Here is a 22,656-nt window from a genome sequence, read left to right on the forward strand (position 1 = left end):
GGCATATTCAACCCTCTTGAAAGAGACTTTTGAAAATGTCCTCGTCCTAAGAACAGGTGCTGTCAAACGCGTTACCTATGCATCAGCGGGTAGAGGTTATGTGAACCTGTCATCGCTGATCGGCAGGCCAGAGAGGCCTCTTATTCGCTAAGTGGGGAAGTGGCGGCGGGCGGTTCCATTTCATACAGGCTTGCGGGCTTGCCTCTCACATCACTTGAGATCGCGAGGAGAGCGTTGAGAACACAAAAAAAAACGCCCCGAACCAGTCGGGGCGTTTTTATTCAGCGTGCGGCAACCAAGCGTCAGTCAGCCAACCGCCACGTCGTCCCACCCTTGCCGTCTTCCAACACCACACCCATCGCGGTCAGTTGGTCACGGATACGGTCGGACTCCGCCCAGTCCTTGCCTGCGCGAGCGGCCAGGCGCGCCTGAATCAGCGCATCCACCTCAGCCGCATCCACACGCCCTTCAGCGCCGGCTTGCAGGAAGTCATCGGCGTGCATCTGCAACACGCCCAGCACGCTGGCCAGCTCTTTGAGGCGCGCCGCCAGGCCCGCCGCCGCGTCGAGATCGCTCTCGCGCAGGCGGTTGATCTCGCGCACCATTTCGAACAGCACCGCGCAGGCTTCCGGGGTGCCGAAGTCGTCGTTCATGACTTCGGTAAAGCGTGCCACGAACGCTTCGCCGCCGGCCGGAGCCACTGCGGGAAGGCCTTTCAACGCGTGGTAGAACCGCTCCAGGGCGCCCTTGGCATCCTTGAGGTTGTCTTCCGAGTAGTTGATGGCGCTGCGGTAATGGCTGGACACCAGCAGGTAACGCACCACTTCCGGGTGGTACTTTTCCAGCACGTCGCGGATGGTGAAGAAGTTGTTCAAGGACTTGGACATCTTCTCGCCATTGATGCGGATCATGCCGCAGTGCATCCAGGCGTTGGCGTAGGTCTTGCCGGTGGCGGCTTCGCTCTGGGCGATTTCGTTTTCGTGGTGCGGGAACTCCAGGTCGCTGCCGCCGCCATGAATGTCGAAGGTCTCGCCCAGGCAGCAGGTGGACATCACCGAGCATTCGATGTGCCAACCCGGACGCCCGGCGCCCCATGGCGACTCCCAGCTTGGCTCGCCGGGCTTGGTGGCTTTCCACAGCACGAAATCGAGCGGGTCCTGCTTGGCTTCGTCGACTTCGATGCGCGCGCCGATGCGCAGGTCTTCGATCTTCTTGCGCGACAGCTTGCCGTAGCCCATGAACTTGGCGACGCGGTAGTACACGTCGCCATTGCCGGGGGCGTAGGCATAGCCCTTGTCGATCAGGGTCTGGATCATCGCGTGCATGCCAGGGATGTGGTCAGTGGCACGCGGTTCCATGTCCGGCTTGAGGATGTTGAGGCGCGCCTCGTCCTCGTGCATCGCGGTGATCATGCGCTCGGTCAGCGCGTCGAACGCCTCGCCGTTTTCATTGGCGCGGTTGATGATCTTGTCGTCGATGTCGGTGATGTTGCGCACATAGGTCAGGTCGTAACCGCTGAAACGCAACCAGCGGGTCACCAGGTCGAAGGCAACCATGCTGCGGCCGTGGCCGATGTGGCAGTAGTCGTACACGGTCATGCCGCACACGTACATGCGCACTTTGTTGCCATCGAGCGGCTTGAAGACTTCTTTGGTCTTGCTGAGTGTGTTGTAGATCGTTAACACGACAACTCCCTTAAATCACTGGCCCCACGAATCACGCAAGGTCACGGTACGGTTGAATACCGGATGACCAGGTTTGGAGTCCTTGATATCCGCGCAGAAGTAACCTTCGCGCTCGAACTGGAAACGGTCTTCCGGCTGTGCGTCGCCAAGCGATGGCTCGGCACGACAACCCGTGAGTACTTGCAGGGAGTCAGGGTTGATGTTGTCGAGGAAACTCGCGCTGTCTTCGGCCTTCTCGGGGTTGGGCGAACGGAACAGACGATCGTACAGGCGCACTTCGCACTCGATGCTGGCAGCGGCCGGCACCCAGTGGACCACACCCTTGACCTTGCGGCCTTCAGGGTTCTTGCCCAGGGTGTCCGGGTCGTACGAGCAATGCAGTTCGACGATGTTGCCATCGGCGTCCTTGATCGCTTCGTCAGCGCGGATCACGTAGCTGCCACGCAGGCGCACTTCGCCATTGGGCTCCAGGCGCTTGTAGCCCTTCGGCGGTTCTTCCATGAAGTCATCGCGGTCGATGTAGAGTTCACGGGCGAACGGCAGCTTGCGCACGCCGAGTTCTTCTTTTTGCGGGTGACGCGGCAGTTCGAGGTGTTCGACCTGGTCTTGCGGGTAGTTGGTGATCACGACTTTCAGCGGGCGCAGCACGCACATGGCGCGCGGGGCGTTGGCGTCGAGGTCCTGGCGGATGCTGAATTCGAGCATGCCAAAGTCGACCACGCCGTCGGAACGGTTGGTGCCGACCATGTCGCAGAAGTTGCGGATCGACGCCGGGGTGTAGCCGCGACGGCGGAAGCCCGACAGCGTCGACATGCGCGGGTCATCCCAGCCATGCACGTGTTTTTCATCGACCAGTTGCTTGAGCTTGCGCTTGCTGGTGATGGTGTAGTTCAGGTTCAGGCGGCTGAATTCGTACTGGCGCGGCTGCGCCGGCACCGGCAGGTTGCTCAGGAACCACTCGTACAGCGGGCGATGGCTTTCGAATTCCAGGGTGCAGATGGAGTGGGTGATGCCTTCGATGGCGTCCGACTGACCGTGGGTGAAATCGTAGTTGGGGTAGATGCACCACTTGTCACCGGTCTGGTGGTGGTGGGCGTGGCGGATGCGGTACATGATCGGGTCGCGCAGGTTCATGTTCGGCGAGGCCATGTCGATCTTGGCGCGCAACACGCGGGCGCCGTCCGGGAACTCACCGGCGCGCATGCGGGCGAACCAGTCGAGGTTCTCCTCCACGGAGCGGTCACGGAACGGGCTGTTCTTGCCCGGCTCGGTGAGGCTGCCACGGTATTCCTTGGCTTGCTCGGGGCTCAGGTCGTCGACGTAGGCCTTGCCGGCCTTGATCAGCTCGACGGCCCAGTCGTGCAACTGGTCGAAGTACTGCGAGGCATAGCGCACTTCACCGGACCATTCGAAGCCCAGCCACTTCACGTCGCTTTCGATCGCGTCGATGTATTCCTGGTCTTCCTTGGCCGGGTTGGTGTCGTCGAAACGCAAGTGCGTGACGCCACCGAACTCCTGGGCCAGGCCGAAGTTCACACAGATCGACTTGGCGTGACCGATGTGCAGATAGCCGTTGGGCTCTGGCGGGAAACGGGTGACGATCTGCGTGTGCTTGCCCGAATCCAGGTCCGCCTGGATGATCGGGCGCAGGAAATTGACCGGGACGGCAGGTCCGGCCTTGGCGTTCGAGGTAGGGTCGACAGTGGGCTTGCTCATAGGATCCTTGAACAGACAGGTTCGTGGCCGGTTGGGGCCAGATAAAACAAAGGGCTCATGATAGCCGAAGCAGTCAAGACACTGACAGAGCGCGGCCAATTAATTGCCCGGGCGGTAAAAAACCACCTCGAAATTCGCACAGGGCAGGCTAAACTGCGCGCCTTGGCCGCCGTTTAGCCAGACAGGTAAAGCGTTTATTCGCCCAAACCCACGAATTCCCTGAAAAGAGTAGTGAACATGACTCAAGTGAAACTGACCACCAACCACGGTGACATCGTCATCGAACTGAACGCCGAGAAAGCGCCGATCACCGTCGCCAACTTCATCGAGTACGTGAAGGCCGGCCACTACGAAAACACTGTTTTCCACCGTGTCATCGGCAACTTCATGATCCAGGGCGGCGGTTTCGAGCCGGGCATGAAAGAGAAGAAAGACAAGCGCCCAAGCATCCAGAACGAAGCGGATAACGGCCTTTCCAACGACAAGTACACCGTCGCCATGGCCCGTACCATGGAGCCGCATTCGGCCTCCGCGCAGTTCTTCATCAACGTCGCCGACAACGCCTTCCTGAACCACAGCGGCAAGAACGTGCAGGGTTGGGGCTACGCGGTGTTCGGTAAAGTCACCGCAGGCACCGACGTTGTCGACAAGATCAAAGGCGTGTCCACCACCTCCAAGGCCGGTCACCAGGACGTTCCCGCCGAAGACGTGATCGTCGAGAAAGCCGAGATCATCGAAGCGTGATATTGCTGATTTCAGACTTGCATCTGGAACAGGAGCGCCCGGACATCACCCGGGCGTTTCTGGATCTGCTCCACGGCCGCGCCCGTGGTGCCCAGGCGTTGTACATTCTGGGGGACTTCTTCGAAGCCTGGATTGGCGACGATGGGATGACCGCCTTCCAGCGTTCGATTGGCGAGGCTCTGCGTGAGCTGAGCGACAGCGGCACCCCGATTTTCATCATGCACGGCAACCGCGATTTCCTGATCGGCAAGGCGTTCTGCAAAGCCGCAGGCGCCACCCTGCTCAAGGACCCGAGTGTCGTGCAGTTTTACGGCGAACCCGTGCTGCTGATGCACGGCGACAGCCTGTGTACCCGCGACCTCGGCTATATGAAGCTGCGGCGCATCCTGCGTAACCCGCTCGTGCTGTTTATCCTGCGTCACCTGCCTTTGCGTACCCGCCACAGGCTGGCGCGCAAGCTGCGCAGTGAAAGCCGTGCGCAAACCCGCATGAAGGCCAACGACATTGTCGATGTGACGCCCGAGGAAGTGCCACGGGTGATGCAGCACTTTGGCGTGCGTACCCTGGTCCACGGCCACACCCACCGCCCGGCCATCCACAAATTGCAGATCGGTGACCAGGCGGCCAAGCGCATTGTGCTGGGGGACTGGGACAAGCAAGGCTGGGCCTTGCAGGTGGATGAGCAGGGGTTCGCGTTGGCGGCGTTTGATTTTGTGAACCCGCAGTTGGCGCTGCCTGGCGCCTGACTCAAGCACACCGTCGTTCAAACGTGAATAGAGATCCAATTGAATTGCATTACAGCCTTCAGCGGTCAGTGACCTGAAGCCGCAGGCCCCGCCTTGGCGGTAAACGGCGGCTTGGCCAGCCACACCAACAGCATCAACCCGGCGAATATCCACCCCATCAAGGTGAAGTAGTCCACGGTGGACATCATGTACGCCTGGCTGGTCAGTATCTGGTCCAGTTGCGTGTATGCCTTCTGCCCTGCCCCACCCAGCGCCTGCAAGGCGTCGCGCGTGGCCGAGTCATAAACGGTCATGTTCTCGCTCATGTAGGCATGGTGTTGGTCGGCCCGGCGAATCCAGATCCATGTGGTGAGCGACGCCGCAAAGCTGCCGCCCAGGGTCCGCAGGAAAGTGGCCAGGCCGGCGCCGTCGGCAATCTGCTGCGGCGGCAGGTCGGACATCAGGATGCTCAAGGTCGGCATGAAGAACAGCGCCACGCCGATGCCCATGAACAACTGCACCAGGGCGATGTGGGTGAAGTCCACCTCGTTAGTGAAGCCGGCGCGCATGAAGCAACTCAACCCCATCGCCAGGAACGACAGCCCCGCCAGCAGGCGCAGGTCGAACTTGTGCGCATACTTACCCACGAACGGCGACATCAGCACCGGCAGAATACCGATCGGCGCCACCGCCAGCCCGGCCCAGGTGGCGGTGTAGCCCATCTGGGTTTGCAGCCACTGCGGCAGGATCAGGTTGATGCCGAAGAAGCCCGCATAGCCGCCGATCAACACAATGGTGCCGATACGGAAGTTGCGGTAGGCAAACAAGCGCAGGTTGACCACTGGGTGCTTGTCGGTCATTTCCCAGATCACGAACACCGCCAGGGCAATCACCGAAATCGCCGCGCCGATGAGGATGAAGTTGGATTCGAACCAGTCCAGGTCATTGCCCTTGTCGAGGATGATCTGCAGGGCGCCGACGCCCACGATCAAGCTGAGCAAACCGACGTAATCCATCGGCTGGTAGCTGGTCACCACCGGGCGTTTTTTCAACTGCGAACGCACCACCATCGCCGCAAAGATACCGATGGGCACGTTGATGAAAAAGATCCATGGCCAGCTGTAGCTGTCGGTGATCCAGCCGCCGAGGATAGGCCCGGCAATCGGCGCCACCACTGTGACCATCGCCAGCAACGCCAGGGCCATGCCGCGCCTGGCGGGCGGATACACCGCAATCAGCAGGGTCTGGGTCATCGGGTACAACGGCCCGGCCACCAGGCCTTGCAGCACCCGAAAGCCGATCAGCTCGGGCATCGAGGTAGAAATACCGCAGAGGAACGAGGCCAGCACAAACAGCAGGGTTGCCCACAGGAACAGCTTCACCTCGCCGAAGCGACGGCTCAGCCAGCCGGTGAGCGGCAAGGCGATGGCGTTGCTCACGGCAAACGAGGTGATCACCCAGGTGCCCTGCTCCGAACTCACACCCAGGTTGCCGGAAATGGTCGGCAACGCCACGTTGGCGATGGTGGTGTCGAGCACCTGCATAAAGGTCGCCAGCGACAGGCCAATGGTGGCCATCAACAGGCTGGGTGGCGTGAAGGAGGCGTTATTGCTCATCAGCGTTGCACAGCCTTGGGAGCGGCGACGCTGTTGTCATGGATCAACTGGGTGATCATGGCGTCAGCCTCGGCCAATTGGCGGTCATACACGTTGGTGGTGAACGAGGCCTTTTGCGGTGGCTGTTGCGCCAGCACCGGGCCGCTCTGGTCGTGCAGGTTCACGTTGACCACCGTGCTCAAGCCCACGCGCAGCGGGTGCTTGGCCAGTTCTTCGGCATTGATGTGAATACGCACCGGTACCCGCTGCACGATCTTGATCCAGTTACCGGTAGCGTTCTGCGCGGGCAACAGGGCAAACGCGCTGCCGGTGCCGGCGCCGAGGCTGTCGACGGTGCCGCTGAATTTCACGTCGCTGCCGTAGATGTCCGACTCGATGTCTACCGGTTGGCCGATGCGCATGTCGCGCAGTTGGGTTTCCTTGAAGTTGGCGTCGATCCACAGTTGGTTCAACGGGATCACCGCCATCAACGCGGTGCCCGGTTGCACGCGCTGGCCCAGTTGCACGGTGCGCTTGGCCACGTAGCCGGTCACCGGAGCGATCAGGGTGCTGCGCGCATTGGTCAGGTAGGCCTGGCGCAGTTGCGCGGCGGCGGCCTGCACGTCGGGGTGAGAGCTGATCACGGTGTCATCCACCAGCGCATTGCTGGTCTTGAGTTGCTGCTCAAGGTTGGTCAGCGCGTTCTTCGCCGCGGTCAGGCTGTCACGGGCGTGGGACAGTTCTTCCTGGGAGATCGCCCCGCCCTGGGCCAATGTCTTACGGCGGTTGTAGTTGTCCTGGGCGGTTTGCACGTCGGCTTTCTGTGCGTTCACCTGGGCTTTCATGCCGTCGACGTTGCTATACAAACCGCGCACCTGGCGCACGGTGCGCGCCAGGTTGGCCTGGGCACTTTGCAGGCCGACGGCAGCGTCATTCGGGTCGAAATTGACCAGCACCTGGCCTTCGTGGACCAGGTCGCCATCGTCGGCGCCGATGCTGACCACGGTGCCGGTGACCAGCGGGGTGATTTCCACTACGTTGCCGTTTACATAGGCATCGTCGGTGCTTTCGTTGAAGCGCCCGTAAAATTCATACCAGCCCCATACGCCCACGACGCCGAGGATGACGATCAGCGCCAGGCCGATCAGCATGACTTTGCGTTTGCGCGGGTTGCTGTCTTTCGGTTGTTCAGTTGCTTGGGTGTTTTCGGCAGTGGCCATGACAAATACCTCGAATTATTCCGTGCGTGTGGCTGGGGTGGTCGATGCCACGTTGTCGGCGTCGAAGCCGCCGCCCAGGGCCTGCATCAATTGAATCGACAGAGCGATTTGCCCGGCATTCAAGGTCGCCAGCTGACGCTGGGCCTGCAGCAATTGCTGCTCGATGCTGAGCACATCCAGGTAGTTACCGACCCCGGAGCCGTAGCGCTGAACCACGGTGTCGTAGGACTGCTGGGCAATGTCGGTGGCGTGTTGCTGGGCCTGGATCTGCCGGCCGGTTTCGCGCAGTTGCGACAGCGTGTCGCCGATATCGCCCAAGGCCTGCACCAGGGTTTTGTTGTATTGCGCCACCGCCAGGTCGTAGTCGGCGTCACGCGCGTCAAGGTCGGCGCGCAGGCGGCCGCCGTCGAAGATCGGCAGGGAAATAGTCGGTGCGATATTGAAGAAGCGGCTCGGCGAACCAAACATCGCGTCCCCCAGCAACGACTCGGCCCCGGCGCTCGCGCTCAAGTTGAGGTTGGGGTAGAAGCGCGTCTTGCTCGCGGCGATGTCCTTGCTCGCGGCCTCGACCCGCCAGCGCGCGGCGATCAGGTCCGGGCGACGGCCCAACAGTTCGGCGGGCAGCACCGAAGGGACGGCAACGGCGGCGGGTTTCAACACGCTGGGGCGTGCCAGCTCATTGCCGCGATCCGGGCCCTTGCCGAGCAACACCGCCAGGGCGATCTTGGCACTCTGCAGTTGTTTTTCCGCGTCGATCAGTTGCGACTGGGAGCTGGCTTCCAGGCTCTCGGTCTGCTGGTACTGGTATTGGCTGTCGATGCCCGCGCTCAGGCGTCGCTTGCTCAATTCAAGCATTTGCCGGGTGCGCTTGAGGTCATCGGTGGCCAGGTCGCGCACGATATGCGCCTGGCCCAGGTCGCTGTAGGCCTTGGCCACATCGGCGGCAAGGGTCAGGCGCGCGGCCTGCTGGTCGACTTCGGCGGCACGGGCCTGGCCCAACGCGGCTTCCCAGGCGGCGCGCTGGCCACCCCACAGGTCGAAGGTGTAATTGAAGCTGGCGCCAATATTACGCACGGTGGAGTAGGCATCGCCCTCACCGCGCGGGTCTTGGTCCCGGGCCAGGCGCGAGCGGCTGACGCCGGCGCTGGCGTCCAGGGTCGGCATGCGCGCGGCGTTCGCGGCGTAGGCAGCGGCCTGGGCCTGGTGGGCACGGGCGCTGGCCACTTGCATGTCGGGGCTGTTTTGCAGGGCCTCCTGGATCAGGCCGTCGAGTTGCGGGTCGCCGAGGCTTTTCCACCAGTCGGCGCGAGGCCAGGCGGCGTTCGACAGGGCCGCACCGCTCAGGGATTTACCCGCCTGCAAGGTGTTGGCGTCGAGGCGCCGGCCTTGGGTGTCGAGGCCGCTGAAGTTGGCGCAACCGGCCAGGCTCATCGCCGCGAGCACCAGGCAAAGGGCACGTGGGTTCATTATTTACCTACCCGCTGCAGGGTGATGGGGTCACCGGCAGCTATCAGAATTTTCTTGAGAATCCGTTCCAGGGTTTCCAGCTCGCCCGGCTCAAGTGCGCCGGCCAACTGGTTCAACGCTTGCGCGCCGATGTACGGCAGCAGGTCCGCCAGGCGCTGGCCGTCGGGGGTCAGTACCAACTGCACTTGGCGGCGGTCGAGTTCGGAGCGCTTGCGGCTGAGCAAGTCTTTTTGCTCCAGCCGGTCGAGCATGCGGGTCATCGAGCCGCTGTCCAACGACAGGTGGCGACACAGCTCGGCCGGGGTGTCGACGCCGAACTGCGCCATGATGATCAACACCTTGAACTGCGCGGCGGTAATGCCGTGGGGTTCCATATGGGTGTCGATGATGCGGTCCTTGAGGATCGCCGCGCGGCCCAGCAACAAGCCGAGGTGGCAGTTGTGGAAGTTGTCAGGGGTGAAGTGGGACATCGGAAGTCACCTTATTACTGCCTAGGCAGTGAATGTATGACGAGATGTTACTGCCTAGGCAGCGAAAGTCAAATGGAATAATTAGGTTGCTTGGTATTTGTTCAGGAAGGAGGATTGAAAGAGGCCCCATGTGGGAGGGGGCAAGTCGAATCGTCGCCCCGCCCCGCCCACTTTTTTACCGCCTCAGGATCAGAAATCGCGTTTGTAGAAGATATCCAGCGAGCTGGCCACGCCGCTGGCCACTTCCAGGTACACCTTCTTGCTCAGCAGGTAGCGCAAGGCGATGGTGCTGGCCGGTTCGAACACCCCGACGCCGTAACGCAGGCTGAGTTTCTCGGTGATCTTGCCGCTGGCCACCACCGCCGTGTTGTTACCACTGCCCTGGGTGTCGAGTTCAAAGTCCTTGATGCCCAGGTTCCTGGCCAGGTCGGATGTCACCCCTGCGCTGCCCATCAAGCCCAGGCCCAGGGCGGCTTGGGCGAGCATGTTGTTGTCTTCGCCAGTGGTGCTCAGCGGGCGGCCCAGCACCAGGTAGGACAGCGCCTGCTCCTGGCTCATGGCCGGTTCCGAGAAGATTTGCGTGGTGGGTTGTTCGGCGCTGCCGCTGAGGCGGATGCCGGCCACCACGTCGTCGGTCTTGCGGATGGCTTCGATATCCAGGTACGGCTGGTCCAGGGGCCCGGCGAACAGCAGGCGCGCGCGGCGTACGTCGAGTTTCTGGCCATAGGCGCGATAGCGGCCGTCGTTGAGCCACAACTCGCCACGGGTGTCTAGGTTGTCGCCGATATGCACGTGGCCCTGCACCTTGGCGGTCAGGCCGAAGCCGGAGAAATTGAGCTGGTCGTCACCCACCGCCACGTCGATATCCATAGCCATGGCCATCGGCGGCTTGCCCTCTTCGGTCTGGCTGCCAATGATGATCGTGTCGTCCGACACCTTGACGGTCGACGGCGGCAGTTCGCGCACGGTGATGTCACCACGGGGGATCCGCACCTTGCCGACGATGGCGAGTTTGTCATCCTTGAGGCTGATGTTCAGGTCGGGCGCCACTTCGAGCACCGCGTAGGGCTCCACCGTCACCGGCAACTGCGAACCTTGCAGGCTCAGGTCCACTGCCAGGGCCTGGCCCCAGTCGATCCGGCCCTTGAGGCTGCCCTGCCCGGCCTTGCCGCTGCGCCAGCCACCGTTGAGCTGCACGCTTTCACCGGCGATCAACGCCTGCACATTCAAGCCTTCGAGGCTGATGGGCAGTTCCGGCCCGGAAATTTCGCCGCCCACCAGATTCACGCTGCCGTTGACCTGCGGCGCCAATAGCCCCCCAGAGATGCGTCCATTGCCGTTGAGCGTGCCGCCGAGGGTTTCCACCATCGGTACAAAGGGTCGCGCCACGGCCAGGTCGAGGCCGACGAGGCTGAAGTTGCCCGTCATCGGCTTGCTCTTCGGCAATGGGTTGATCTGCGCCTGCACCAGCAACTCACCCAGCTTGCCACCGCGCAGGTTCAGTTGTGTGTGGATGCGCTTGGGATTGAGGGTGGTTTCCAGCTTGAGCGTGTCATACGGGAAATCCAGCCACTGGTCTTTGTCCTTGACGCGCAAGGTGCCGCCACTGGCATCCACCGAGACCAGGCCCTTGGGGCCACTGTTGGGCAGGTCCAACTGCAGGTCGGCGTTGAGCTTGCCCTGCCAGGCGAAGTCTTTAGGCAAAAACGCCGCGAGGCTGTCGAGGGGGAATTGCTTGAGGTGGTAACGCAGTTTGGGCTCAGGCATCAGCCGCTGGTCTTCGCCGCAAAGGCTGGCAGGACCGGACACCCAGCAATGCGCAGCAAAGGTCAGCTTGCCATCGGCCAGGCGCTCGATTTTCGCCGGGGCTTGCAGTTTCCAGTCCTGGCCGCCGGCTTGCACATCACCACTGGCCAGGCGCCCGCGCCAGTTGCCCTTGTCGAGGTTGCCGTCCAGGGCCAGGGCCAGTTTGAGCAACGGGCCGGCCAGGTCCAGTTGGACTTTTTGCGTGTTGATATCGCCCTGGGCGGCGGCGGTGAGCGTGCCCAGTTGGGTCTCGCCGCTTTGAATGCCGCTGCCCTTGAGATCGATGGTCGCGCGCTGGGCATTATCCAGGGTGGCGCCGAGGCTCAGGCTTTGCAGGCGGTTGTCGGCAAACGCCAGTTGCTGGCCCTTGAGGTCGAGTTTGCCGTGGGGCGCCTTGAGGCTGCCGGCCACATCGAGACGACCGTTGACCTGCCCACGCAACTGCGGCCACAGCTGGGCCAGACGCGCGAGCTTGATGTCGATTTGCCCGGCCAGACGTTGTTGCAGGCTGCCGCTGCCATTGATGCGGTTGTCACCCAGGCGGATATCCAGGTTCGCCAAGGTCCATTGCTCGCCGGCGCCATCGGCCTTGGCCGCCAGCACTGCCGTTTGCCCCCGCAAGCGCCCCTTGAGGTCGAGGTCGGCGTTGAGCTTGAGCTGCTCATTCTTGAACTCGCCTTTGCTGCGCAGCGGCCCGGCCAGCGTACCGGGCAGTTCAGCCACCCAGTACGCCGGGTTCAGCGCCGACAGGTCCAACGCCGTATCCCAGGCGATGCCATCGGCGAACTGCAGGTTCAGGTGGCCTTCGGCCTTGCCCTGGCCTGCGGTCAGTTTCAGCTCGGGCAGGAAGACTTGCTTAAGATCACCGCTGAACGGGGTGACTACATTGAACTTGCCCGCCGGGCCGTCGAGGTCGGCCTTGAGGTTGCCGAGGTAGTTGCCATCTTTGTAGGAGATCTCACCGTTGAAGGTGCGCAATGTTACCTGCGGCGCGTCGATCAGCGGATAAAGGCGATGCCACGGGAAGTCGATCCAATCGATCCTGGCGTCGGCACTGAAGCCTTGTTGCCAATCCAGCTGGGCGCTGAGTTTAACGCTCTGTTTATCCCCGGCAGTCAGGTCCAGGCCGGCGATCTGTGCGCCCTTGGCGTCGACCTTACCTTGCAGCAGCAGGTCTATCGGGCCTTTTTCCGCCGGCAGCGCGGCTTTGCCCAGCAGTTGATAGCCCTTTTTCAGGTCGCCTCGGGCGCTGAGGTTGAGCTGATTGAGTTGCAAGGTGTCGGGCAAATCGGCGCTGGGCTTGAAACCGTCAGCCTTGATATGCACGGTTGCCGGCAGGTTTTCCACCAAGGGTTGCAGCTCGCCGGTGAGCTTGGCTGCCAAGTAGCCGCTGCTATCGGCGTCGAGCTTGAGGGTATCGAGCAGGTTGCCATCGACCTTGAGGGCGATTTTCCAAGGCGCGCCGCCGGGCGCGTAAGGCAGGCTCAGGTTGCCGCTGGCAGTCAACGGCCAATCGCCGGTGGGTTGCAGCAGGCCGGTGAGGTCCAACGCCAGGTCGTCGCGCTGCAGTTGCACCGAATCGATCTGCAGGCCGGCGGCGGTCCAATGCGCCGCCAATTGCAGACCCTTGAGCTCCTCGCTGCCGTTGAACAGCAGGCTAGCGACGCGAATGTCGCCCAACTGCAGGGCAACCGGCAACGTCAAATCCGGCAACGTGATGGGGCCGCTGCTGTCTTCGGTACTCGGTGGAAATTGCAGGCTGACCTGCTCCACATCCAACCGGTTGATGCACAGCGTCATGCGCAGCAGGCAGGCCGGCGCCCAATCGAAGGTCGGCGCAGTCAGCTCCACGCGGCTGCTGCCTTGCTGCCACAGCAGATGATCGGCGCGCCACTGCCCACCCAAGTGGCCCTGGAAGTTCTCCACGCTCACCCCCGGCAAGCGGCCCAAGGCCCAGCGACTGCCCGCCTGGGTACCGAGTACCACCCACAGCGCCAGCACTACCACGGCGAGGACAGCGACAAGCGCCAGCCCCGCGATTTTCAAACCACGCATCACAACTCAGGCCCCATGGAAAAGTGCAAACGAATGCCGCCCGGGTCTTGCAGGGCATGGGCCAGGTCAAGGCGGATCGGGCCGACGGGCGACACCCAGCGAACACCGATGCCGACCCCGGTTTTCAAGCTCGGCAGCTCCAGGTTGTTGAAGGAATTGCCTTGGTCGATAAACGTCGCGATCCGCCATTTGTCGGCAATCGAATATTGATACTCGGCGCTCAACGCCACCATGTAGCGGCCACCGATGCGGTCGCCGCGATCGTTTTCGGGGGACAAGGTCTGGTACTCGTAGCCGCGCACGCTCTGGTCGCCACCGGCAAAGAAGCGCAGCGACGGCGGTACCGACTTGTAGCCATTGGTGGCGCTGCCGCCGAACTGGGCCCGCGCCAGGAAACGGTGGTTGTCCCACAAGGTGGTGAGGCCTTTGACCATGGCCGTGCCGTAAAGCAGGTTGGTGTCCGAACCCAAGCCTTCCTTGGCCACCCGGGTATCCAATTGCAGGCGGTAGCCGTGGTGAGGGTCGATGCGGTTGTCGCTGCGCAGGTAGGAATAACTGACACCCGGCATCACCAGGTTACTCAGGCCCGAGTCATCGCCCAGGCGATATTCCTCGCGCTGGTACTTGAGCGAGATCACCCGGGTCCAGCCGCTGGGCAACTTGCTGTGCCATTCCGGGCCCACGGTGAGCAATTTACTCAGGGTGTCGGTGTTGGCCAGTTCTTCATTCTGGTAGCCACCGGCGAAACGCAGTTTGTCGGTAAGCGGTGGGTCCAGCGGGATGTCGTACCACAGCCCGACGTTCTGCCGCGGCGCCGACAGTTCGGTTTCCCAGCCATAACTGTGGCCTTGGGGGTTGACCCAGTGGCGCGTCCAGTTGGCTTTGCCGCGCGGCCCGACGTCGGTGGAAAACCCCAGGCCCAGGCCCATGGTGCGTGGCTTGCGGGTTTGCAGGCGTACGGCGACCGGGATGACATCGTTGGCCGACGCCGCCGGAGCGGCGTCCACGCGCACGCCCTCGAAAAAGCCGCTGGCTTGCAGGTTCTGGTTGAGTTCGGCGATCAGTTCGGAGTCGTATGGGTCGCCGGCCTTGAAGGGCACCATGCGTTGCAGCAGCTCTTCGTCGAACGGCGTGTCGCCGGCGAAGTTGACCTTGCCCAGGGTGTAGCGCGGGCCGCTGTCGTAGACAAGTTCGATATCGGCAACGCCGGCCTGGGGGTCCACCGCCAGTTTCTGACGGGTAAACCGCCCGCTGAAAAAACCGTAGCGCGAGGCCTGGTTCTGGATCAGCCGCTTGGCGTCTTCGTAGTGGCCATGGTTGAGCACGGCGCCGGAAATGAGGTCGTTGCTGGCGGGCACGCGAAACGCCTTGAGGTTCGCGGCCGGGCCATCGACCCGCAAGGTCACGTTACGTAAATGCACCGGTTCGCCGGGGTCGATGGTGAGGATCAGGCGCGGGTTCTTGCCGCCCTTCACGTCACTTTCGATCTGTGGCTGATAAAAGCCCAACGCCTGGGCGGCTTTGCGCGCCTGCTCCTCGGCGCCACGGCTGAACCGTAGCAAGGCCTCTTCATCACGATCGCCCACCCCGCCGATATAGCCTTCGATGTTGGCTTTCAACGCGTCGTTCGAGGGTTTGATCCGCACGTCCAATTCGCTTTGTGCAAATGCGCCGCAGCTTGTGAACAGCAGAACCAAGCCGCTGGTAAATCTTCCTGGAAATCTCATAGGCGCGGATGCTACACGAGCTGAAGAGTTACGTTGAACTGAGAATTATCTGAATAATTCTGTTCTAAGCCGTTGTCGCCTGTAACGACTGCGGGTTGGGATGGAAAAACACGTGCTCCAGGATAGGCCCTACAGCCACTTCGCCGATTTCCTCGTAGCCCTGGCGTTTATAGAAATCCAGATACCGTGAGTTTCCGGTATCCAGCACCACCCCGGACGAATGCGGGTCGTCGGCGCACCAGTTGTGGACCGCCTCCAGCAACTGCTCGCCGTAGTGCTTGCCCTGGAACTGTGGGTGAATACCCAACAATGGCAGCACGTGCACCGACTCGCTGGGCAGGCACGCCAGCACCGCGTGATGGTAGTCGAGGTAACGCCGCGTACCGCGTACGCCGGTGCTCAGCCACATGCGCAACTGCCAGGCCCAGCTCTCGGTAATTCCCAGGCGCCGTTGCGGCGGGGCGATCAGGGCAATACCGATCAGCCGATCATTCACGAACAGCCCAATGGCAGGCAGCTTCTGGAAAAAGTGTTGCTTGACCAGTTCGCGCACCGTGGCGCGTACCCGTTGTTCATAGCCGGTACGCTCTGCTTCGAAGATATAGGCGAACGTCGGCTCATGCCGATAAGCCTGGTACAGCAGTGAGCGGGCCTCGCGGGAGTACCCGCTGTTGAGCAGGCGGATTTCAGCAACGGCAGTCGAAGTTTCAGGCATACGGTCAATCTCCCTGGGCGCCATTTAAACGATGGCGTTCGTATGGGTACGAACCTGCGCGGCACAAATCGTTCTCAGACCTTAGCAGTGCAACTGTGCTACCGCCACGCTGGCCCCCGTCTGACTTGTCGGCTAGCATCGCCCTTTTGCCAGGACCGGACTGCCGACCATGAAAATCGTCTCCTTCAATATCAACGGGCTGCGCGCCCGCCCCCATCAGTTGGCGGCGCTGATTGAAAAGCACCAACCGGATGTGATCGGCCTGCAGGAAACCAAAGTCCACGACGATCAGTTCCCCCTGGCCGAAGTACAGGCCCTTGGCTACCACGTGTATTACCACGGCCAAAAAGGCCATTACGGGGTGGCCTTGCTTTCGCGCAAGGAAGCACTGAGCGTGAACAAAGGTTTTGCCAGCGATGAAGAAGACGCCCAGCGCCGCTTTATCTGGGGCACCTTCGCCGATGAAAACGGCCAGCCGATCACCATCATGAATGGCTATTTCCCTCAAGGCGAAAGCCGCGACCACCCTACCAAGTTTCCGGCCAAGCAACGGTTCTACGAAGATTTGCAGCACCTGCTGGAAAGCCAGTTCAGCAATGACCAGGCGCTGGTGGTGATGGGCGACGTGAATATTTCCCCGGAAGATTGCGACATTGGCATCGGCCCCGACAACGCCAAGCGCTGGCTGAAAACCGGCAAGTGCAGCTTCCTGCCGGAAGAGCGCGAGTGGATGGCCCGCTTGAAGAACTGGGGCCTGGTGGACAGCTTCCGCCACCTCAACCCGGACGTGGCCGACCGCTTCAGCTGGTTCGACTACCGCAGCCGTGGGTTTGAAGATGAGCCCAAGCGTGGGCTGCGCATTGACGTGATCATGGCGTCCACTGGCCTGGTGCAGCGGGTCAAGGATGCCGGGGTGGATTACGATTTGCGCGGCCTGGAAAAGCCGTCGGACCATGCGCCGATCTGGCTTGAACTGAGCTGATCCCCCTCACCGTCTTGGGTTGAATGTGGGAGGGCTTTCCCACATTTGATCGCTTGATTGCCAGTCACATTATTGCAATCCAACTGACTTAATCTCGCGGCACTCCCTTTGGCTTGAGAAGGTGCCGGCATGACGCTGCGCGTTCTGTTTCTGTTGTGTTGCGCGGTGCCCCTCTGCGCCATGGCCACTCCCCTACCCGTCCCCGAACAAGGCCCCGCGTTGCGCATCCAGGGCTCCAACACCATCGGCGCGGCGCTGGGACCTGCGTTGGCCAAGGGATTGATGGAGCAACAGGGCTTGCAGGCGATACACACTGAGCCGGCCAGCGCCAACGAGCAGCGTGTGATCGGCAAGACTCGCCAGGGGAAGTCGGTCACTGTCGAAGTGGCGGCTCATGGTTCCAGCACGGGTTTTGCTGCGCTGAAAAACTCCACGGCCGACCTCGCGGCTTCATCCCGCCCGATCAAGGACAATGAGCTGGTCGACCTCGAGCCCCTCGGCGACCTGAAAAGCCCCGGTGCCGAACAGGTGATCGCCATTGACGGCTTGGCGATCATCCTCAACCCGCAAAACCCGCTGAATACCTTGAACACCGAGCAACTGGCGCAAGTCTTCAACGGTGAAGTCAGCACCTGGGAGGCGCTGGGCGGTATCGGCGGGCCTATCCATGTGTATGCGCGGGATGATCAGTCCGGCACCTACGACACTTTCAAGGAACTGGTGCTGCGCTTGCGTGGCAAGCCCCTCGTCGCCTCGGCCAAGCGTTTCGAGTCGAGCGAGCAGTTGTCGGATGCGGTGAGCCAGGACGCCCAAGGCATCGGGTTTATCGGCCTGCCCTATGTACGCCAGGCCAAGGCCGTGGCGATTGTGGACGGCGACTCACAACCCATGTTGCCGCTCAACAGCCTGATTGCCACCGAGGATTACCCACTGTCCCGGCGGCTGTTCTTTTATTTGCCGCCGGCAGGCCACAACCCATGGGCCAAGGCACTGGTGGAGTTTGCCCAGAGCAGCAAGGGCCAGGCCATCGTCGCGGCCAACGGGTTTATCGCGCAGCAGGTGCAGGCGATGGCGGTGCAAGCGCGCGGGTCGATGCCCGAGGACTATCAAGCCATCGCCCGCGATGCCCAGCGGCTGACGGTGAATTTTCGTTTCGAAGAAGGCAGCGCCAGCCTGGATAACAAAGCGCGCCAGGATCTGCAGCGGGTGGTGGCGTACCTGCGCAACCACGCCAAGCTGGATAAACAGGTGACACTGGTGGGGTTCGGCGACGCCAAGAATGACCCGCAGCGGGCCGCGTTGCTGTCGAAGCTGAGGGCGATGGCGGTGCGTCGCGAGTTGGTAAAAAACGGCGTGGTGCTCAGGGACATTCGCGGGTTTGGCGCGCAGATGCCGGTGGCGGCGAATACCGCGGATGAAGGCCGGATCAAGAATCGGCGGGTGGAGGTCTGGGTGTATTAAAACCTGAGCCTTGCGGGGCTCAGGCTTGCTCCCGATACAGGCGACGCGATCTTACTGCCCGCCGCGCATCAGCTCTTTGGGCACGTACTTGCCGATCTCGAATTTGCCGATGGCTGCGCGGTGCACTTCGTCCGGGCCGTCGGCCAGGCGCAGGGTACGTTGCATGGCGTACATGTAGGCCAGCGGGAAGTCATTGGACACGCCCGCTCCGCCATGGATCTGAATGGCGCGGTCGATCACTTTCAAGGCCACGTTCGGTGCCACCACCTTGATTTGGGCGATTTCGCTTTTCGCCACTTTATTACCTACGGTGTCCATCATGTAGGCGGCTTTTAACGTCAGCAGGCGCGCCATGTCGATTTCCATCCGTGAGTCGGCGATCTTGTCGATATTGCCGCCCAAACGGGCTAACGGCTTGCCAAATGCGCTGCGGCTGACCGAGCGTTTGCACATCAATTCCAGCGCACGCTCGGCCATGCCGATGGAGCGCATGCAGTGATGGATACGGCCCGGGCCAAGACGGCCCTGGGCGATTTCAAAGCCGCGGCCTTCGCCGAGCAGGACGTTTTCATACGGCACGCGCACGTTGTCGAACAGCACTTCGGCGTGGCCGTGGGGCGCGTCGTCGTAGCCGAACACCGGCAGCGGCCGTACGATTTTCACCCCGGGGGTGTCTACCGGCACCAGGATCATCGAGTGCTGTTGATGGCGCGGCGCATCCGGATTGCTCAGGCCCATGAAGATCAGGATCTTGCAGCGCGGGTCGCAGGCGCCGGAGGTCCACCACTTTTTACCGTTGATCACCCATTCGTCGCCCTGGCGTTCGGCGCGGGCGGCCATGTTGGTGGCGTCCGAGGAGGCCACGTCGGGTTCGGTCATGGCGAAGGCCGAACGGATCTCGCCGCGCAGCAGCGGCTCGAGCCAGCGGTGCTTTTGCTCTTCGTTGGCATAACGCACCAGCACTTCCATGTTGCCGGTGTCGGGGGCCGAGCAGTTGAACGGCTCCGGGCCCAGCAAGGATCGGCCCATGATTTCGGCCAGCGGTGCGTACTCAAGGTTGGTCAGGCCGGCGCCCAGTTCGGACTCGGGCAGGAACAGATTCCACAGGCCCTCGGCTTTAGCGCGGGCCTTGAGCTCTTCCATGATTGCGGTGGGCTGCCAGCGGTCGCCTTCGCTGACCTGGCGCTCGAACACCGGCTCAGCCGGGTAGACGTAAGCGTCCATGAAGGCGGTGACGCGTTCACGCAGTTCCTGAACCTTGGGCGAATAGGCGAAATCCATGAGCAGCTCCCTTCTCTGAGAGGTTGTTTAAGTCATGCAATCGATGCTAGAACAGCGTTGATAATTTACCTAGCCTATTCTCGGCGTGTATTAACATTCATCACCGATATATGATCGACGCCTCGGCACGCAACAAATCGCCACCTAACAATAAGAGCGCACCCCAATGAATCTGAGCAAGGTCGACCTCAACCTCTTTATCGTCTTCGACGCGATCTACACCGAAGCCAACCTGACCCGCGCCGGGCAGATCGTCGGCATCACCCAGCCGGCGGTGTCCAACGCATTGGCGCGCCTGCGCGAGACCTTCAACGACCCGCTTTTCGTGCGCACCGCCCAAGGCATGGTGCCTACGCCCATGGCGCAGAACATCATCGGGCCGGTGCGCAATGCGCTGTCGTTGCTGCGGGTGTCGGTGCAGGAAAGCCGCATTTTCAACCCGCAACAGGCGGCCAAGACCTACCGCATCAGCATGACCGACCTGACGGAGGCGGTGATCTTGCCGCTGCTGTTCCAGCGCCTGCGCCGCCTGGCGCCGACGGTGGTGATCGAGAGTTTCCTGTCCAAGCGCCGCGAAACCACCAAGGAACTGGCCGCCGGCCGCCTGGACTTTGCGGTGGACGCGCCGCTCAACACCGACCCGCAAGTGCGCCATGTCAAGCTGATGGAAGACCGCTACGTGTGCGCCATGCGCAAGGGCCACCCGATGGTGGGTAAAGACAAACTGACCCTGGACGATTACATGGGGCTGACCCATATCCATATCTCCAGCCGCCGCAACGGCTTGGGCCATGTCGACCTGGCCCTCGGCAAGATGGGCCTGCAGCGCAAGATCGCCCTGCGCTCCCAGCATTACCTGATGGCCTCGCAAGTGCTGCAGCAGACCGATATGGTCATGACCGTGCCCGAACGCTTCGCCCGGCGCCATGAACTGCACTGGTTCAATTTGCCGGTCAACGATGTACCGCCGGTGGAAACCCATTTGTACTGGCACGAAAGCACCGACCAGGACCCGGCCAACCGCTGGATGCGCGAACAGATGATCGAGTTGTGCCAGCAAGTGACGGCCCATGAGAAAAAACTGGATGGCAAGCAGGCTTGACCTGCGCCGGGGCTGCAAAGCAGCCCTTGACGTTAACGTAAACCAGCCACTAGCCTAACGCCCAAGCCACCCTTGAGCATCGTCATGAGCACCACTTACAGCATTTCCGACCTCGCCCGCGAGCTCGACATCACCACCCGCGCCATTCGCTTTTATGAAGAGCAAGGCTTGCTGGCCCCGGAGCGCCGGGGCCAGGAACGCATCTACTCGGCGCGGGACAAGGTCAGCCTCAAGCTGATCCTGCGCGGCAAACGCATCGGCTTTTCCCTGGCCGAATGCCGCGAGTTGATCGAACTCTATGACCCCACCAGCGGCAACCATATCCAGCTCAACAGCATGCTGGCGAAAATCGCCGAGCGCCGTGAGCAACTGGAACAGCAGTTGCTGGATATCGAGCAGATGAAACTGGAACTGGACACCGCCGAAGAGCGCTGCACCCAGGCCCTTGCGCACACCATGAGCCAGGCCGGCCATTGATCAGAAGGTAACTGCCATGTCCCTCCCCTCCTACGTACGCCTGGTGGAAGTCGGCCCGCGCGACGGTTTGCAGAACGAAGCCCACCCCATCAGCGTGGCCGACAAAGTGCAACTGGTGGACGCTCTCAGCGCCGCGGGCTTGAGCTATATCGAAGTCGGCAGTTTTGTCTCGCCCAAGTGGGTGCCGCAGATGGCCGGTTCGGCCGAGGTGTTTGCGCAAATCCAGCGCAAGCCCGGCGTGACCTACGGCGCGCTGGCGCCGAACCTGCGCGGCTTTGAAGATGCCCTGGCGGCCGGGGTGAAGGAAGTCGCGGTGTTTGCGGCCGCGTCCGAAGCGTTTTCCCAGCGCAATATCAATTGCTCCATCAGCGAAAGCCTGGAACGGTTTGTGCCGATCATGGCCGCCGCCAAAGCCCATGGGGTGAGCGTGCGCGGGTATGTGTCCTGCGTGTTGGGTTGCCCGTACGAAGGCTCGGTCGCACCGGAACAGGTGGCGGCGGTTGCCCGCGAACTGTTCGCCATGGGCTGTTATGAAGTGTCCCTGGGCGACACCATCGGCACCGGCACGGCGGGCGCCACGCGGCGGCTGTTTGAGGTGGTGGGTGCCCAGGTGCCACGGGACAAACTGGCCGGTCACTTCCATGACACCTACGGCCAGGCGATTGCCAATGTCTACGCCAGCCTGCTGGAGGGCATCCAGGTGTTCGACAGCTCTATCGCGGGCCTTGGCGGCTGCCCCTATGCCAAGGGCGCAAGCGGTAACGTCGCCACCGAGGATGTGGTGTACCTGCTCAATGGCTTGGGGATCGACACCGGTATCGACCTGGAGGCCTTGATTCTTGCGGGCCGGCAAATCAGTACGGTACTGGGCCGGCCTACCGGCTCACGGGTGGTCAAGGCGCGCAGTGCGGTTTGAGTAGAAGGCTTGTGACAATGTGTTACCGAGCCTCTACACATCGAGTAACACGGGAACATATTGTGGGGCATTGGCCGCGTGGCATTTCCCCTAAAAAACTCAAGCCATTGAATTTAAACAACTTTTAAAAGTTGGCACGCCTTCTGCTATCTCTATTGCATAACAAGAATAAAAAGCACCAAACCTAATAAAAATAAGACGAAACGACTCTGACATAACAAAAACAACACGGCAGAGACGCAGCTAACAGATTTTTTTGGAGAAGATGTGCTTCGCAGGGTACGGCTTGCCGAAACCCGCAACCGGTTAGAGAACAATAAAACTACCTCAGGTAGCTACCCACTGGTTGGATCGTTTACGAAGAAGCAGATCAGCGCTCAAAAAAATACGTTTGCTCTTGACCCCGAATGGGGGTCGCCAAAAACAGCAACAAAGGGCCACGGCTGCCAAAAACAACAACAGGCCGCCCCTCAATAATAAAAAAGAGCACGCAACGACACATTAAAGGGGAC

Annotated in this window: 17 protein-coding genes; 7 read left to right on the plus strand and 10 right to left on the minus strand. The window is 61.6% G+C overall.

Going from position 1 to position 22,656, the window contains the following annotated elements:
* Positions 1-302: 302 nt before the first annotated feature.
* Both cysS and KSS96_RS18050 read right to left on the minus strand, forming a co-directional pair.
* The gene (gene cysS, locus KSS96_RS18045) at positions 303-1,685 is read right to left on the minus strand and encodes a cysteine--tRNA ligase (protein WP_017527137.1); all 1,383 of its coding nucleotides are present in this window, start codon (positions 1,683-1,685) and stop codon (positions 303-305) included.
* A gap of 15 nt (positions 1,686-1,700) precedes the next feature.
* Positions 1,701-3,401 carry a glutamine--tRNA ligase/YqeY domain fusion protein gene (locus KSS96_RS18050; protein ID WP_116077829.1) on the minus strand — a complete coding sequence of 567 codons (1,701 nt, stop codon included), beginning with the start codon at positions 3,399-3,401 and terminating at the stop codon, positions 1,701-1,703.
* Positions 3,402-3,638: 237 nt separating this feature from the next.
* On the opposite strand from KSS96_RS18050, the gene KSS96_RS18055 reads away from it, so the two are divergent.
* Both KSS96_RS18055 and lpxH read left to right on the plus strand, forming a co-directional pair.
* Complete coding sequence (locus KSS96_RS18055) at positions 3,639-4,145, plus strand: peptidylprolyl isomerase (RefSeq protein WP_065877469.1); 507 nt, start codon at positions 3,639-3,641, stop codon at positions 4,143-4,145.
* The gene (gene lpxH / locus KSS96_RS18060) at positions 4,142-4,891 is read left to right on the plus strand and encodes a UDP-2,3-diacylglucosamine diphosphatase (RefSeq protein WP_017527134.1); all 750 of its coding nucleotides are present in this window, start codon (positions 4,142-4,144) and stop codon (positions 4,889-4,891) included. The genes KSS96_RS18055 and lpxH overlap by 4 nt, the downstream gene beginning before the upstream one ends.
* A gap of 65 nt (positions 4,892-4,956) precedes the next feature.
* On the opposite strand, the gene KSS96_RS18065 is transcribed toward lpxH, so the two are convergent.
* The 7 genes from KSS96_RS18065 to KSS96_RS18095 all read right to left on the minus strand — a co-directional run bounded on the left by KSS96_RS18065 (position 4,957) and on the right by KSS96_RS18095 (position 15,925).
* Positions 4,957-6,486, minus strand: a complete 1,530-nt coding sequence (locus tag KSS96_RS18065; protein ID WP_017527133.1) for a DHA2 family efflux MFS transporter permease subunit — start codon at positions 6,484-6,486, stop codon at positions 4,957-4,959.
* Positions 6,486-7,685 (minus strand): HlyD family secretion protein, encoded by a 1,200-nt coding sequence (locus KSS96_RS18070; RefSeq protein ID WP_017527132.1) that lies wholly within the window; start codon positions 7,683-7,685, stop codon positions 6,486-6,488. The genes KSS96_RS18065 and KSS96_RS18070 overlap by 1 nt, the downstream gene beginning before the upstream one ends.
* Positions 7,686-7,700: 15 nt before the next feature.
* Positions 7,701-9,152: an efflux transporter outer membrane subunit gene (locus KSS96_RS18075; protein ID WP_017527131.1), complete on the minus strand. Its 1,452-nt coding sequence runs from the start codon at positions 9,150-9,152 to the stop codon at positions 7,701-7,703.
* Positions 9,152-9,622 (minus strand): MarR family winged helix-turn-helix transcriptional regulator, encoded by a 471-nt coding sequence (locus KSS96_RS18080; RefSeq protein ID WP_017527130.1) that lies wholly within the window; start codon positions 9,620-9,622, stop codon positions 9,152-9,154. The genes KSS96_RS18075 and KSS96_RS18080 overlap by 1 nt, the downstream gene beginning before the upstream one ends.
* 189 nt (positions 9,623-9,811) lie before the next feature.
* Complete coding sequence (locus KSS96_RS18085) at positions 9,812-13,483, minus strand: translocation/assembly module TamB domain-containing protein (protein ID WP_137219767.1); 3,672 nt, start codon at positions 13,481-13,483, stop codon at positions 9,812-9,814.
* On the minus strand, positions 13,483-15,210 hold the full coding sequence (locus KSS96_RS18090; protein WP_017527128.1) for an autotransporter assembly complex protein TamA: 1,728 nt from the start codon (positions 15,208-15,210) through the stop codon (positions 13,483-13,485). The genes KSS96_RS18085 and KSS96_RS18090 overlap by 1 nt, the downstream gene beginning before the upstream one ends.
* A gap of 64 nt (positions 15,211-15,274) precedes the next feature.
* A complete protein-coding gene (locus tag KSS96_RS18095) occupies positions 15,275-15,925 on the minus strand; it encodes a GNAT family N-acetyltransferase (protein ID WP_017527127.1) in 651 nt (216 codons plus the stop codon).
* A 169-nt stretch (positions 15,926-16,094) separates the two neighbouring features.
* On the opposite strand from KSS96_RS18095, the gene xthA reads away from it, so the two are divergent.
* Positions 16,095-16,907: an exodeoxyribonuclease III gene (xthA, locus tag KSS96_RS18100; protein WP_017527126.1), complete on the plus strand. Its 813-nt coding sequence runs from the start codon at positions 16,095-16,097 to the stop codon at positions 16,905-16,907.
* Positions 16,908-17,036: 129 nt separating this feature from the next.
* Positions 17,037-18,368, plus strand: a complete 1,332-nt coding sequence (locus KSS96_RS18105) for a substrate-binding domain-containing protein (RefSeq protein WP_137219768.1) — start codon at positions 17,037-17,039, stop codon at positions 18,366-18,368.
* A gap of 51 nt (positions 18,369-18,419) precedes the next feature.
* Here the strand turns inward: KSS96_RS18105 and KSS96_RS18110 are convergent, their stop codons facing one another.
* Entirely contained in the window at positions 18,420-19,649 is a 1,230-nt protein-coding gene (locus tag KSS96_RS18110) for an acyl-CoA dehydrogenase (protein ID WP_017527124.1), read from the minus strand.
* Positions 19,650-19,815: 166 nt separating this feature from the next.
* Between KSS96_RS18110 and KSS96_RS18115 the strand changes: the two genes are divergently transcribed.
* The 3 genes from KSS96_RS18115 to KSS96_RS18125 all read left to right on the plus strand — a co-directional run bounded on the left by KSS96_RS18115 (position 19,816) and on the right by KSS96_RS18125 (position 22,144).
* The gene (locus KSS96_RS18115) at positions 19,816-20,751 is read left to right on the plus strand and encodes a LysR family transcriptional regulator (RefSeq protein ID WP_017527123.1); all 936 of its coding nucleotides are present in this window, start codon (positions 19,816-19,818) and stop codon (positions 20,749-20,751) included.
* Positions 20,752-20,835: 84 nt separating this feature from the next.
* Positions 20,836-21,228 carry a MerR family transcriptional regulator gene (locus KSS96_RS18120; RefSeq protein ID WP_003174785.1) on the plus strand — a complete coding sequence of 131 codons (393 nt, stop codon included), beginning with the start codon at positions 20,836-20,838 and terminating at the stop codon, positions 21,226-21,228.
* A 16-nt stretch (positions 21,229-21,244) separates the two neighbouring features.
* A complete protein-coding gene (locus KSS96_RS18125; RefSeq protein WP_065877478.1) occupies positions 21,245-22,144 on the plus strand; it encodes a hydroxymethylglutaryl-CoA lyase in 900 nt (299 codons plus the stop codon).
* Positions 22,145-22,656 lie beyond the last annotated feature (512 nt).

The organism is Pseudomonas asgharzadehiana, from assembly GCF_019139815.1.
In the GTDB taxonomy this organism is placed as follows: Bacteria; Pseudomonadota; Gammaproteobacteria; order Pseudomonadales; family Pseudomonadaceae; genus Aquipseudomonas; species Aquipseudomonas asgharzadehiana.

Excerpts from the sequence above, each read along its gene's own strand:
- KSS96_RS18050 (WP_116077829.1), bottom strand. The coding sequence starts at position 3,401 with ATGAGCAAGCCCACTGTCGACCCTACCTCGAACGCCAAGGCCGGACCT.
- KSS96_RS18120 (WP_003174785.1), top strand. The coding sequence starts at position 20,836 with ATGAGCACCACTTACAGCATTTCCGACCTCGCCCGCGAGCTCGACATC.
- KSS96_RS18090 (WP_017527128.1), bottom strand. The coding sequence starts at position 15,210 with ATGAGATTTCCAGGAAGATTTACCAGCGGCTTGGTTCTGCTGTTCACA.
- KSS96_RS18075 (WP_017527131.1), bottom strand. The coding sequence starts at position 9,152 with ATGAACCCACGTGCCCTTTGCCTGGTGCTCGCGGCGATGAGCCTGGCC.
- KSS96_RS18070 (WP_017527132.1), bottom strand. The coding sequence starts at position 7,685 with ATGGCCACTGCCGAAAACACCCAAGCAACTGAACAACCGAAAGACAGC.
- KSS96_RS18115 (WP_017527123.1), top strand. The coding sequence starts at position 19,816 with ATGAATCTGAGCAAGGTCGACCTCAACCTCTTTATCGTCTTCGACGCG.
- KSS96_RS18105 (WP_137219768.1), top strand. The coding sequence starts at position 17,037 with ATGACGCTGCGCGTTCTGTTTCTGTTGTGTTGCGCGGTGCCCCTCTGC.
- KSS96_RS18085 (WP_137219767.1), bottom strand. The coding sequence starts at position 13,483 with ATGCGTGGTTTGAAAATCGCGGGGCTGGCGCTTGTCGCTGTCCTCGCC.
- KSS96_RS18065 (WP_017527133.1), bottom strand. The coding sequence starts at position 6,486 with ATGAGCAATAACGCCTCCTTCACGCCACCCAGCCTGTTGATGGCCACC.
- KSS96_RS18110 (WP_017527124.1), bottom strand. The coding sequence starts at position 19,649 with ATGGATTTCGCCTATTCGCCCAAGGTTCAGGAACTGCGTGAACGCGTC.
- KSS96_RS18095 (WP_017527127.1), bottom strand. The coding sequence starts at position 15,925 with ATGCCTGAAACTTCGACTGCCGTTGCTGAAATCCGCCTGCTCAACAGC.
- KSS96_RS18080 (WP_017527130.1), bottom strand. The coding sequence starts at position 9,622 with ATGTCCCACTTCACCCCTGACAACTTCCACAACTGCCACCTCGGCTTG.
- KSS96_RS18055 (WP_065877469.1), top strand. The coding sequence starts at position 3,639 with ATGACTCAAGTGAAACTGACCACCAACCACGGTGACATCGTCATCGAA.
- xthA (WP_017527126.1), top strand. The coding sequence starts at position 16,095 with ATGAAAATCGTCTCCTTCAATATCAACGGGCTGCGCGCCCGCCCCCAT.
- KSS96_RS18125 (WP_065877478.1), top strand. The coding sequence starts at position 21,245 with ATGTCCCTCCCCTCCTACGTACGCCTGGTGGAAGTCGGCCCGCGCGAC.